Source organism: Rhizobium sp. KNZ14-9A (genome assembly GCF_056755015.1).
Genome location: NZ_JBPGXB010000002.1, coordinates 1,521,687 through 1,533,954, shown reverse-complemented (window position 1 = coordinate 1,533,954; position 12,268 = coordinate 1,521,687). Strand labels below are relative to the sequence as shown.

The 12,268-nt window shown below is 61.6% G+C and carries 14 protein-coding genes; 7 read left to right on the top strand and 7 right to left on the bottom strand.

Going from position 1 to position 12,268, the window contains the following annotated elements; all coding sequences use genetic code 11:
- Positions 1–54 precede the first annotated feature (54 nt).
- Positions 55–744 carry a type 1 glutamine amidotransferase domain-containing protein gene (locus ACR9ZQ_RS13995; protein ID WP_481428105.1) on the bottom strand — a complete coding sequence of 230 codons (690 nt, stop codon included), beginning with the start codon at positions 742–744 and terminating at the stop codon, positions 55–57.
- 280 nt (positions 745–1,024) lie between these two features.
- Between ACR9ZQ_RS13995 and ACR9ZQ_RS13990 the strand changes: the two genes are divergently transcribed.
- Complete coding sequence (locus ACR9ZQ_RS13990; RefSeq protein ID WP_481428104.1) at positions 1,025–1,270, top strand: hypothetical protein; 246 nt, start codon at positions 1,025–1,027, stop codon at positions 1,268–1,270.
- Positions 1,271–1,330: 60 nt separating this feature from the next.
- On the opposite strand, the gene ACR9ZQ_RS13985 is transcribed toward ACR9ZQ_RS13990, so the two are convergent.
- From ACR9ZQ_RS13985 to ACR9ZQ_RS13975, 3 genes are all read right to left on the bottom strand, one after another.
- Positions 1,331–2,134, bottom strand: a complete 804-nt coding sequence (locus tag ACR9ZQ_RS13985) for a class I SAM-dependent methyltransferase (RefSeq protein WP_481428103.1) — start codon at positions 2,132–2,134, stop codon at positions 1,331–1,333.
- A gap of 186 nt (positions 2,135–2,320) precedes the next feature.
- Entirely contained in the window at positions 2,321–3,178 is an 858-nt protein-coding gene (locus ACR9ZQ_RS13980; protein ID WP_481428102.1) for a peptidoglycan recognition protein family protein, read from the bottom strand.
- A gap of 31 nt (positions 3,179–3,209) precedes the next feature.
- Positions 3,210–4,115 carry a hypothetical protein gene (locus ACR9ZQ_RS13975; RefSeq protein ID WP_481428101.1) on the bottom strand — a complete coding sequence of 302 codons (906 nt, stop codon included), beginning with the start codon at positions 4,113–4,115 and terminating at the stop codon, positions 3,210–3,212.
- Between the two features lie 175 nt (positions 4,116–4,290).
- Here ACR9ZQ_RS13975 and ACR9ZQ_RS13970 point away from each other — a divergent pair, with 175 nt between their 5' ends.
- The gene (locus ACR9ZQ_RS13970) at positions 4,291–5,037 is read left to right on the top strand and encodes a hypothetical protein (protein ID WP_481428100.1); all 747 of its coding nucleotides are present in this window, start codon (positions 4,291–4,293) and stop codon (positions 5,035–5,037) included.
- A 21-nt stretch (positions 5,038–5,058) separates the two neighbouring features.
- Here ACR9ZQ_RS13970 and ACR9ZQ_RS13965 read toward each other — a convergent pair whose 3' ends face one another.
- Together ACR9ZQ_RS13965 and ACR9ZQ_RS13960 are read right to left on the bottom strand one after the other, a co-directional pair.
- Positions 5,059–5,511 (bottom strand): TspO/MBR family protein, encoded by a 453-nt coding sequence (locus ACR9ZQ_RS13965; protein ID WP_310387962.1) that lies wholly within the window; start codon positions 5,509–5,511, stop codon positions 5,059–5,061.
- Positions 5,512–5,586: 75 nt separating this feature from the next.
- On the bottom strand, positions 5,587–6,489 hold the full coding sequence (locus tag ACR9ZQ_RS13960; protein WP_481429318.1) for an AraC family transcriptional regulator: 903 nt from the start codon (positions 6,487–6,489) through the stop codon (positions 5,587–5,589).
- 96 nt (positions 6,490–6,585) lie between these two features.
- On the opposite strand from ACR9ZQ_RS13960, the gene ACR9ZQ_RS13955 reads away from it, so the two are divergent.
- A complete protein-coding gene (locus tag ACR9ZQ_RS13955) occupies positions 6,586–7,323 on the top strand; it encodes an SDR family oxidoreductase (protein WP_481428099.1) in 738 nt (245 codons plus the stop codon).
- Between the two features lie 152 nt (positions 7,324–7,475).
- On the opposite strand, the gene ACR9ZQ_RS13950 is transcribed toward ACR9ZQ_RS13955, so the two are convergent.
- Positions 7,476–8,354, bottom strand: coding sequence for an NmrA/HSCARG family protein (locus ACR9ZQ_RS13950; protein WP_481428098.1), 879 nt, complete (start codon positions 8,352–8,354; stop codon positions 7,476–7,478).
- A 111-nt stretch (positions 8,355–8,465) separates the two neighbouring features.
- Here ACR9ZQ_RS13950 and ACR9ZQ_RS13945 point away from each other — a divergent pair, with 111 nt between their 5' ends.
- The 4 genes from ACR9ZQ_RS13945 (at position 8,466) to ACR9ZQ_RS13930 (ending at position 12,265) form a co-directional block, all read left to right on the top strand.
- Positions 8,466–9,383: a LysR family transcriptional regulator gene (locus ACR9ZQ_RS13945; protein ID WP_481428097.1), complete on the top strand. Its 918-nt coding sequence runs from the start codon at positions 8,466–8,468 to the stop codon at positions 9,381–9,383.
- Between the two features lie 74 nt (positions 9,384–9,457).
- Entirely contained in the window at positions 9,458–10,225 is a 768-nt protein-coding gene (locus ACR9ZQ_RS13940; RefSeq protein ID WP_481428096.1) for an adenylate/guanylate cyclase domain-containing protein, read from the top strand.
- 140 nt (positions 10,226–10,365) lie between these two features.
- Positions 10,366–10,935 carry a TetR/AcrR family transcriptional regulator gene (locus ACR9ZQ_RS13935; RefSeq protein ID WP_481428095.1) on the top strand — a complete coding sequence of 190 codons (570 nt, stop codon included), beginning with the start codon at positions 10,366–10,368 and terminating at the stop codon, positions 10,933–10,935.
- Between the two features lie 136 nt (positions 10,936–11,071).
- Positions 11,072–12,265, top strand: coding sequence for an efflux RND transporter periplasmic adaptor subunit (locus ACR9ZQ_RS13930; RefSeq protein ID WP_481428094.1), 1,194 nt, complete (start codon positions 11,072–11,074; stop codon positions 12,263–12,265).
- The last annotated feature ends 3 nt before the right edge of the window (positions 12,266–12,268 follow it).

Below are 12,268 nucleotides of genomic sequence, written 5' to 3'. Positions count from 1 at the left end.
TGGGATGTCCATGGTGCAGCACAATTGCTGGGGCTGCCGATCCGCTCGCCCTGCTTACTTACCCTTCTTGCGCAGCGCCTCGATCAGCACATGCGCTGCCGGACCTGACGATGCCGGGTTCTGCCCGGTGATCAACTGCCCGTCTGTGACGGTGTAGACGCCCCAATCCTTGACCTTGGAAAAGATCACCCCGAGGCTCAGCAATTCGTCTTCCACCAGGAAAGGCACCACCTTCGTCAGCCCGACTGCTTCCTCTTCGCCATTGGTGAAGCCGGTCACCTTCCGTCCGGCGACGAAGGGCGTGCCGTCGGCGTTCTTGACCCGATGCAACACGCCCGGCGCATGGCAGACGAGCGCGATGGTCTTGCCGGCCGCGATGAAGGACTCGATCAGCTTGATGGAGTTGGGGTCTTCGGCCAGATCCCACATCGGGCCATGCCCGCCGGGATAGAAAACCGTGTCGTAGTCAGCCTGGTTGACGCTATCCAGCCGCACCGTATTCGCAAGCCGCGCCTTGGCGGCCTCGTCGGCATTGAAGCGTCGCGTGAGATCGGTCTGAAACATCGGCTCGTCGCTCTTGGGGTCGAGCGGCGGCTGGCCGCCCTTGGGCGAAGCGAGCGTCATCTCCGCACCCGCATCCTTGAACGCATAGTAAGGAGCGGCGAGCTCTTCCAGCCAGAAACCCGTCTTCTTGCCGGTATTGCCGAGCTGGTCATGTGAAGTCAGTACGAGCAGAACTTTCATGATACCTATCCTTCCGGTGATTAGTCTCGGGGCTGCATAGATCACGACTGAAACCTGGGCCCGCTGTCATGCGGGCGACAGTATCGGCGATTGGCGATGGCTTTAAGATTTTCGATACAGGGACGAAGTAGCGGAGAAGAATAAAGAGGGAAGACCACGCCAGAGGCAAGTAGTGCTGGCGAAGCCCCAGAGAAACGGAAACTTAACCATACAAAGACTGCTCCGGAACCGTCTCCCATGGCGGAAGTTTCCCTGCTGCAATCGATGAAGTGAGAGTGACATGGTTCAGTCGTTTCAGGAGCGTTATATCACGCGCGAAGAGCATCAGCGGATCGTCGATTATTATCGGAAGCTGGTGGCGCGGCTCTATGGCAATGTGCGGGATTTGAGGGCGCAGGCCGATGCGCCGGTGAAGAAAGCTCCGCAGGCCGCCGAACGGCCGGGCGGGATGCCGCAGGAAAAAGACCTTGGGCCGAATGTCGTCCACCTTGGCTTTTACCGCGACCGGCGGAAATCCGATGCCTGATAATCCGGTGCGCGTCTCTACGGTCGGCGCCATCTCCGATGAATCGCAGCCAACGTCAGCCTACCCCGGCACCCTGCCCCGGCAGGCCCAGGCAACAGAGGCAAACGACCGCGGCCCGTCTGGCTCTCCGGCCTCATAGGCACCCCTCACCGCGGTATCGACCCTCGCACGCGTATACGCATCCAGTCCCGCCACATACTTGCCGAGAGGGCCTTCGCCTGATGCAATCGGGCCCCAGTAGTCGGCAAACGAGCCGTAATCCATGCGGATCGTCAGCGAGGTCTCCTCCACATCGGCAAGGCCGTTGCTGATAAAGCTCGCCTTCATCTCCCCAGGCTGCGTCATCGGCTGGAAAGAATAACGATGGCGCATCGCCCGCGAATTCGCGTCGATCATGGCAACCGTATCCCACATCATGCGCATGCCAGACATGCCGCCATAATGATCCCAGACGGCGGCGGCAACGACACCGCCCGGGCGCACGACGCGCCGCATCTCGGCCACCGCCCTTCCGGCCTCCGGCACGAAATGCAACACGAGCATCGAGATCGCCCGGTCGAAGCTGTTATCCTCGAACGGCAGCGCGCAGGCATCCGCTTCTCGAATGCTGATGCGGGGATCGGTATTGCGCCGGTTTGCCGCCTCCACGAAGACGGGCGAAAAATCGATGGCCGAGATCGCCTTCAGACCGGGATTTTCCGCCAGCGTGAAAGTGAGGCTTCCCGTGCCGCAGCCGACATCGAGAATGCTTTCCCCATCCTCAAACCCGGCAAAATCGATGAGCCCGGGCGCGAGCCTTCTGCTCCAGCGCCCCATCAGTTGCTCGTAACCATCGGCACTTTCGACATTGAAACTCGACGGCATCGCAGTCTCCCCCAAAAAAGAGGCAAGCAAGCGGGACAATGTCCGCACCAACATTAGAACTGCGCGAGCCACGCCGCAAGCAAATCGGCTCTCTTTGTTTCACTCAACTTTGGCCGCAAGACCGCGGCGCAGTTTGCTAGACATCAGCAGACTTCGGTTTGCGCCACATGATCGAGATGCGGCATACTATTTCACGCTGGCGAGCAGGCGTCCGAATGCGGCTTCGAAATCCTCCAGGCTGAAATTCTGCGGGTCGTCATGCCCGTCGCTCAGGCCTTGATCGATTGCCGCATGAAATGCTGGAACCAGGCCACTCTGGGCACGCATGCTCGCCACGAGATAAAGGAGCGCGAGGCGGTCATACTGGGCTTGCGAGAAACCCGGCGTTGGCGCATTGCCGTCGGGCTGGCTCGGGTGTTTCCGGCGCGGCTGGACGTTCTCGATGTGAAGGAACATGCCACGCGCCAGGGTTCCGATCTGCAGTTCCAGCTTGGTTGCGCGCCAGGGCACGCCAAAATCATGGCCGACATAAATCTCGCCCCGGCGGTTGAGAAATATATGCGCCTTAGCATTCGACGCGCTCTTGAAGCCGTCGAGCCGATTGACTTGGTTGCTTGTATCGATGTCGGCGGGAAACTGCGCCACGTTCCCGAAATTCGGCGAACTCGTGTCGTGAATGACAAAATAGCGCGCGAACGGCGCATGCGGATTGTTAGAGTTGCCACGGGATATCGGGGCGTCAAGACTGCCTCCGAGCCTGGCTTCGGTGAGCCCCTGGGCAGAGATTGCCTGCTGCAGCTTGGCCTTGGAGATATCGACCGGTTTGCCGATGAAGCCGGCAAGATTAGGCGGCAACTGTGCGGGCGTGGCGTCCACATTTCCCAGAATTTTCACCTTGCGCAGCAGACAGGATGCCTGTTCGCCGGGAGTTCCCGCAAAGGCCATGGTCTCTGTGTTGAACTTGCATTTTCCAAAGGTCGCCGCTGTCGTCTGGCTGGTCGCGACGGCAAGTATCAGAATGCCTAGGGGTAAAAGGTAACGCATCGCAAACTCCTCTCCTGCTTGCGTGGAAACATCACGGGCACATTGCGCCGCCCGTCAGGTTGAGCTTCTCCTTGGCAAAGGCACACAATTTCGAGATGGCGTTCTCCGGCTTCAGATCGGAGCTCCGGCTGTCTGGGTAGACGATGAAAATCACATCGTGGCCGAGCCCGAAATTCTTGTAGGGATAAACGTGTCCCGGCCCGACGCAGGCCGTTCCATCGCTGTTCCACTTCTTGCAGCGACTTTCGCCGATTGCCTCGAAGACCCTGCTCGATCCCTCGCCGAGCCGCATGAAAGGACCGCCATCCGCGATCAGAACCGGCGTCCATCGGTCCTTGTAGACGACGACGCCCATATCACCTAGCCGCAGCCCGGTCTTGTCCGCGAACATGCGGCCCATTTCGCCGCTCTTGCTGCCGGTTATCTTGGAAAGGCCGGCCGTCGGCATCACGATGAAAGGAATGCGGTCAGGATCGATTTGCGCGGACTGCGCGGAAGAATTAGGTGAACCTGGCCACTTATAGGACGTCTCCTTCAGATCGGTAGCGCCAGGCAGACCGTTCCATGCCGCCCAGGATCCATCGACATCGAGCGCCATCTTGCTGCGCCAGTAGATCGCGCCGTCCTTGAGGCGCAGCAGCGCCTTCACATTGCTGGGGTCGCGACTGCACAGATAGTACTGTTTCGATTCCGCGACACCAGGAAGCCTCAGGTTAAAACCGAGAAACTTATCCTTCCTGCTCTGTCCGGCCGCGCCGTCGCAACCGATAAATTCTCCCCGGTAGGACTCGTCGAGCGGCACTGAAGCCGAGAATTCGACTGCCTTCAGGAGGTCGGCGGAGCTTGCTGGCGGTTCGGCAGCGCGAGCGTGAACAGCCAGCGCGGCAATGCCGAGCGTCACTAAAACTCGGGATAATTGAAGCATGTAAAGAGACATAATCTAAGGCTCCTCTTGCTCGGCTTCGGTGCAACGTCAGCGATCCAAGTGCTTCTTCCATTTAATCTTAGAGTGTGCAATTCTGACGACAATAGCAACACCAATGTCTCCGCAGGTTGAAAGTATTTCCTGCGGGGATTCTGCACGAGGGGTGAAAATGCAGTGGTTGTTTCTAATGACCTTGAGAAAGGTCGGGCTTGCTATTCTGATCACCGCGTTTGTCACACGCATCACGCAGGCAGCGGAAATCGACCCGGCGGCACTGACAACTGAAATGAAAGACCGCTTCGAGAGGCGGATCGATGGTGGCCAGTATATGAGATCATCATGCTCGCCAACGGCGGTTGATGGCTGGTCAGGCGTTGAACTCCTGCGCTGCACTTACAGGGAACTGAACGCCGAGGCGACGGTGACGCTCGCCTTGCCGAGCGCCGCACAGCTGGCACGCTGGACAGTCTCCGCCTGCCGCGATGCTGGGGCAACCGACATGAGTGCCTGCGCGCGCCACATCGAGAAGCGCATCTGGTCGGCTTCGAATGCCCAGTTTCCAGTGCGCGGCTATGTGATCGAACCGCATTCGGTACTCGGGGGCGCGTCGAACGAAGCCTACTGTTTTCTGTTCCGCGACGGCGTGACGGTAAGGACGGCAGCGGTCACGTCACGCGCGCCGCAAGGCGGCAAATGCGCTCCGCAAAGTGCGGAAAATGATCCGATCACGCGCGCCTTCACCTATGCGCGGATTGCGTCGACGACCCGGGCTGAGCTGGCGCTCGCGCCCGGCGCCCCAAGCGAGGCTGACTTGGCGGGCAAGGCTTTCCCCGATGCTGTGCGCAAGGAATTCGTCGCCGCATGGGCTTCCGATCGCAACCGCCTGATTTCCGGCGCTGCCATTGCAGACAAAGCGAAGGGGGAATTCAACTGACCGTATCTCGTGGTTTTCTGTCTAGTTCAACGAGGCGATGGCAGCATTGAGCGCCGTGGCATAGGCGACCCACACGCCGTAGGGCATGAACAGGACCGATGATAGCCGATCGCGTTTCCACGACAGCGCGATGAAGGCAAGGATCAGCAGGAGCAGCGGGATGATGATCATCAACCCCAGGTTCGGGGATTTTAGGCCGAAGAAAGCCGGCGACCAGGCGAAATTCAACACGAGCTGGGCGATCCAGGTGGTCATGACGGGTGAACGCCTGCTGCGCGCATAGGTCCGCGCGCCTGCAATACCAACAAGGATGTAAAGGACGGTCCAGGCCGGGCCGAACAGCCAGTTCGGCGGCGTAAACCAGGGCTTGGCGAGCGACTGGTACCATTCATCCGGCAGATTGATGAGACCGATGAGAAGCCCGCCGCCGAGCGTGAGCAGAATGAAAACGAGATAATGATCAAACCGGTGCAACGGAACCCCCGCGTAAGTGACGATTGAAGTGGCGTCCGCGCGCGCGCCGTCAAGAGCGGCCTCTTCCCGGCTCGATCAGGCGTCTCGCCAGTAGCGTTTCGGCGCACGGCCGAAGACGCGCTTGAAGGCATTGCCGAAGGCGCTTTCGGAGGAATAGCCGAGATCGGCGGCAAGGCCTGCCACCGTTGCCTCCTTGCGGCGCAGCGCCTCGCGGGCGCGGTGCATGCGCCAGCGGGTGACATAATCGAGGGGCGCAACACCGACCAGATCGCGGAAGCGCTGCGCAAAGGCGGAGCGCGACATGCCGGTGCGGCTTGCGAGCTCACCCACCGTCCAGCGATAGCCAGGCTCGTTGTGGATCAGGCTGATCGCCTTGCCTATGCCGGGATTGCCGAGCGCGCCGATCCAGCCGGCATTGTCTGCGCCGGCGCGGGCGACATGGGCGCGCAGCGCCTGCACCAGCAGGATATCGCCCATCCGCCGTGTCATAAGCGTCGAGCCTATTGCGCCGACTCCGAGTTCGTCGTTAAGGGTCGCAAGTGTAGCGCGCAGAACGGCGGCAGCGCGGTCGCTCGAGGGTATATGGATGAAGGGTGGCAGCGCATCGAGCAGCAGTTGCGCATTGCCGCCGGATATGACGAGACTGCCACCGATCAGGACCGTCTCGTCGCCGCCATGGCGGGCAATATCGGAATGGTCCCAGTCGAAGAAGGCGATGCCGTCTTCCGGCTCGCTCGCCAGATCATTGGCGATCACATAGGCGGGCGCATTGGCAAGCAGGAACGTATCGCCCGCTTCAAGCGCAAAGGGCTGCTCGCCCGGCAGGATGATCCAGCAGCCGCCCCTGATGACCGCGACGAATTTCAGCGCCGGCTTCGGCGGAAAGCGGAAGGCCCATTGCCCGCCCACCTCGAAACGAGTGCAGCGAGCGCTCTCGATATCAACAAGCGAAAACACATCGGACAGGGGATCGATCATGAATTCCGGACGATCTCGACGAAATGACAGAGCATAGAGCATAGATTCTCCAGCCTTCCGCTGCAATCCTTGAGGTCACCATCAAGGAGAAAGACGATGTCACCGATCAAGGACAAGGTCATTGCCATTACCGGCGCCAGCAGCGGCATCGGCGAAGCGACCGCCCTCATCCTGGCCGAGCGCGGCGCCAGGATCGCGCTCGGCGCCCGGCGCAGCGAGAAGTTGGAGGCGTTGGCTCAGCGCATCACCAAGGCCGGCGGCGAGGCCATCTACCGCGTCACCGACGTCAAGAAGCGCGCGGATCTCGAAGCGCTCGTGGCGCTTGCCTGCGACACCTACGGAAAGCTCGATGTGCTGATCAACAATGCCGGCATCGGGCCGATTTCACCAATGGATGAATTGCGCGTCGAGGATTGGGAGGAGATGATCGACGTCAATATCAAGGGGCCGCTCTATGGCATTGCCGCCGCCCTGCCCGTCTTCCGCCGCCAGGGTTTCGGCCATGTCGTCAACACGCTCTCGACCGCCGGCATCACGATCAAGCCGACCATGGCCGTCTATGCCGGCACCAAGAATGCCATGCGCACCATTGCCGAAGGCCTGCGGCAGGAGGCCGGCCCGCATCTGCGCGTCACCAATGTATCGCCGGGCATCATCAGAACCAATTTCGCCGACTCCATGACCAACCCGGCCGTGAAAGCCGGGATCACGAAAAGCATGGAGGAAATGGCGATCACGCCGGATGCAATCGGCCGCGCCATCGCCTTTGCCATCGAGCAGCCTGACGATGTCGATGTCGGCGATATCGTCATCCGGCCGACGGCCCAGGCGTGAGAATGGCGCCACTCACATGATGACGACAGCCGCCCCACCCTCCGTTATGCTCGGGCCTGTCCCGAGCATCTACGACGCCCCAACGAGTGGCGCAGGGTTTAGATCCTCGGCACAAGGCCGAGGATGACGGACACAACCTAGTCCGCGAGACCTTACTCCGCCTTGTCGAGCACACTCCAGTCAAAACCCTTCGCCCAGTCGGCATAGCTGTGCCAGCCAACATCAGGGAAATCGCGGCGCAGGGCGACGATATCGGCGGAATAGCCGGTGCGGTCGAACCATTCGAACATCAGCGCCGCATCCTCGCTCTGCTGGCGCATCGCCGCAATCGGCAGTTCCTGGAAACGGATCGGCCGGCCGAGCGCCTCGGTGAGGATCTTCGCCTGCTCCTCGCCCGAGAGTTCGTCGCCGGCAATATCGAAACGTTTTCCGAAGACCTGCTCGCGCCGTTCCGCAAGAACGGCGACGAAATGGCCGATATCGTCGATGGCGATCTGCTGCAGCTTGCGGGCCGGCGGCAGGGCCGCGGCATAGACGCCCTGTTTCAGGCCGCCGATCGACCAGGGGGCGACGGTATTTTCCATGAAGGCGACGGGCGCGCTGATCGTATAGGGAATGCCGAGCCCGACAATATGCTGTTCGACCAGATACTTGCTGTCGAAATGCGGAATGCCCGTCTTCCTGTCAGCATCGCCGACCGAGCCGTAGATGAGATGGCCGATACCGGCCTCCTTGGCCGCATCGGCAGCCGCAATGCCCTGGCGGGTTTCCGCCTCGACGCCGGCCTCATAGCTGTTGCCCATCAGGTACATCGTATCGACGCCCCTGGCAGCCTTGACGATCGACGCCTTGTCGTCGAGATCGCCGACGACAACCTCGATGCCGGATGCGGCAAGCCGCTTGGCGCTGTCGCCGTCCGGCCGGCGCGTCAGCCCCTTGACGTGATGGCCGCGTGCGGCGAGCGCGCGGGCGACGGCGCCGCCTTGCTGGCCGGTTGCGCCCGATACGAGAATGCTTCTGCTGTTGCTCATGTCTCTGCTCCTTCTTTTGCCGATGGCAGTTGCTGATGGAGCAGATTTAGGATTGCTGCATTGGTTCATAATGGCCTAAAAATGCCAAACATCGTCCCATTGAGAGCAACAATGATCGATCTCAACGATATCGTGATCTTCTCCCGCGTCATCGAAACCGGCAGCTTCACCGCAGCCGCGCGGCTGCTCGGCATGCCCAAGACGACGGTCAGCCGCCGGGTTGCGGCCCTCGAGCGCGACCTCGGTGTGCGCCTCCTGCAGCGCACGACCCGCAGCCTAGGCCTGACGGAGGCCGGGCGGCTCTATTATGAGGAGGCAAGCGAGGCACTGAGGAAGATTGAAGGCGCCAATAGCAGGCTCGCCGAAGCGCAGGCCGAGCCCTCGGGCACGATCCGTATTTCGGCTCCCGTCGGCTTCAGCGGCCATTTCCTGCAGGAGGCGACTTTCGAATTCATGGCGACCCATCCGAAGGCCAAGGTCGAGCTGCGGCTGACCGACGAGCGGCTGAACCTCGTCGACAATGGCATAGACCTCGCCTTCCGCACCGGATCGCTGGAGGATTCCACCCTGATCGCCCGCAAGCTCGGCCCTACCTATCGCCTGCTCTGCGCCAGCCCCGCCTATCTCGCCCGCGCAGGCCGGCCCTCCACACCTGGTGATCTCGCAAGCCATGACTGCGTCATCGCCGGGCCATCGGCCGCCCATGCGCAATGGGTGCTGGAAGGCTTGGCTGGACCGGAAACGGTCTCCGTATCAGGACGCTTCGCTGCCAATGAAATGCAGGCAGTGATGGAGGCGGCCATTGCCGGCTACGGCATCGCGCAGCTGCCTTACGGCGTCGCCTTCGCCTGCATCGCAGACGGGCGGCTGCAGCGCGTGCTCGACGACTACACGACCGCATCGGGCGGCCTCTATGTCGTCTATCCCAGCAGCAAGCACCTCTCGCCGCTGGTGCGCGCCTTCATCGCGCTCGCGGAAAAGCGGCTGAATGCGGCCGATGCGCGAAACGTCCTGCCAGATAGCGCATAGGGGCAGCGCGCTTCAGCCTGAATGGTTGCCAAAGCCGCCCGATAGGCAGAAGCTCGTTTTTTGTGATTGGGGGAATGCGGCACATGACGATATCAGCCATATCAGGGCATCCGCCAAAATCCGGCAGCGCGAGCATCTGCCGCGGCTGCTGGGACCAGATGCATATGCCGATCCCGATCCGCGGCCCGCTTTCGCTGCCCTTCCGCGCGTTTGGCATTACGCGCAGCAAGATGAACCCCGATATCTGCACGATCTGCGAGCGCTCCTTCCAATATGTGAAGAAGCAGCGCCACATCACTGCAGGCGCCACCATCCTCTTTGCCGATATCAGAGGTTACACCGGCCTTTCGCAGCGCATCGGCGCCATCGACCTCAGCCGCATCGTCAGCCTGTTTCATGATCGCGCCGCACAGGCGATCTGGGAAAATGACGGCATCGTCAACAAGCAGATGGGCGACGGGCTGATGGCGATCTTCAACTTCCCGATCACCCGCAAGGACCATGCAGCAGCCGCCATCAGGGCCTCGCTGGAGATCCAGCGCTCCTGCACGGAAGCGCTCGCCGAGCTCGACACCGGCTACACCCTCGGCATCGGCGTCGGCATCCACACGGGCGATGTGCAGATCGGCGAATTCTCCAGCTTCCGCAGCGATTTCACCGCAATCGGCGGCGTCGTCAACCAGGCCGCCCGGCTGGAATCACAGGCGGCACCGGGCGAAATCCTCGTGTCGCTGGAGACGACGCTGCAAGCGCCCGAACTGATGGGCGGCACGGAAGCACGGTCACTGTCGCTGAAGGGCATAGAGCAGCCGGTGGAGGCGCGGGTATTGCTGGTGGATTGAGAGAAATCCCATATTTCCCAGGCTTTTCAGCGCTGTGGCTCCAGCCCCTTTCGCCGCCCTGTCATTCCATAAAAACAAAACCGCTTGCATTTAAATCCGAACGTTCGTATTTTTATCCGCGAAAACCGGGAACCCTATTCGTGACGCGAACGCGCAAGATCACCACTGACGATATTCTGGACGCTGCCGAGCGCGTCGTCGTGCGCGCCGGTGCGACGGGGCTTTCGATCGATGCGGTGGCGAAGGAAGCCGGCGTCAGCAAGTCGCGCGTCGTCTATGACCACAGGACCAAGAGCGCGCTTCTGGAAGCGCTGGTCGATCGCCGCGTCGGCGCCGATATCGCCCATATGGAAGAATGCGTGAAGGCGAGTGCGGATACCCCTCACCCGGAGCTTTACGGCCGCATCGCGGCTGCCGACAAGACGCTTGATGATACCGACCGCGCCGTGGCGATGGCGATCAGCGCCTCCATGTCGAGCGAGGAAAATCTGCAGCAGATCATCCGCAAATGGGTGGTGACCGATCTGGCGGCGATGGCCGCCGGGCCGAAGCCGCGCGCGGCGCTGATGGCCTATCTGGCGCTGACCGGCTTCTACTGTACCGAACTCTTCGATTTCCACCGCTGGAGCGGTGCGGAACGGCAGGAGCTGCTCGAGGATATCCGTAACGTCTACACGACCTTCCCCGAGCCTCCTGAAACGAAGACTTGAAATCCTCGAAACCACAATAACTTAAGCAATTCCAGGAAAAGTGTGAAACGGTTTTCCGTCCGGAATTGCGTGAAAATGAAGAAACCAAAGTAATAACCTAGCAAGCCGCCGGGGCGGCCAAAAAGGGATACGATCGATGTTGCGCAATACCAGACTGCCGCGCCTGAAAGCGTTGATGGCAGCCACGACCCTTCTCGTACTGACAGCAGGGCACACATTCGCTCAAGAGGGCGGAATGCAGATGCCGCCGGCGGCCGTCGGCGTGGTCGAGATGAAGAGCCATGCCGTGCCCGTGGTCAACGAACTGCCGGGCCGCATTGCCGCCACCCGCGTTTCGGAAGTGCGCGCCCGCGTTTCCGGCATCCTGCAGGAGCGCGTCTTCGAACAGGGCACCTTCGTCAAGCAGGGCGACGTGCTCTACCGCATCGATCCGCGCCTTTTCCGCGTGCGGGTTGCCTCTGCTGAAGCCACATTGCAGCGCGCCAAGGCGACACAGCAGAATGCCCGCCTGCAGCTGGAGCGCCAGCAGAGCCTGAAGGAGCGCAATATCGCGACCGGCATCGATTACGATACGGCAGCCGTCGCCGTGGCCCAGGCCGATGCCGATGTGGCGAGTGCCGAAGCCGGCCTCGATGAAGCCAAGATCAATCTCGATTACACCGAAGTCCGCGCGCCGATTTCAGGCATCATCGGCGGCGCGCTAGTCACCGAGGGCGCGCTCGTGACCGCCGACGGCACCTCCAATCTGGCGCTCATCCAGCAGGTCGACCCTGTCTATGCCGACTTCACCCAGTCGGCGCAGGATCTCCTGAACCTCAAGCGGGCCGTGGCCGACGGCAAGCTCGCCAGCACCGCACCCGGCGAAGCCCGCGTCGAACTCGTCTTCGACGATGGCAGCCTCTATGCCGAGCCCGGCCGGCTGCTGTTCGCCAGCGCCAATGTCGACCCCAACACCGGACAGGTGACACTGCGCGCCGAATTTCCCAACAAGAACGGCGATCTCCTGCCCGGCATGTATGTGCGTGTGCGCATCGAGCAAGCCGTGCGCCAGGATGCGCTGACCGTGCCGCAGCGGGCCGTCACGCGCAACGAGGCCGGCCAGGCGCAGGTCTATGTGCTCGCCGAAGGCAATAAGGCGGAGCTTCGCCCCGTCACGCTCGGCCAGGTTCTCAGCTCCGAATGGGTCGTGGAATCCGGCCTCAAGAGCGGCGAAACCGTCATCGCCGATGGCGTCCAGAAAGTGCAGCCCGGCGCAACGGTCGCGCCCGAACCCTGGAAGCCGGATGCGGCAGCGGCAGCCTCGGCGCCCGCTCCGGCTAAGGCGGAGTAAGAA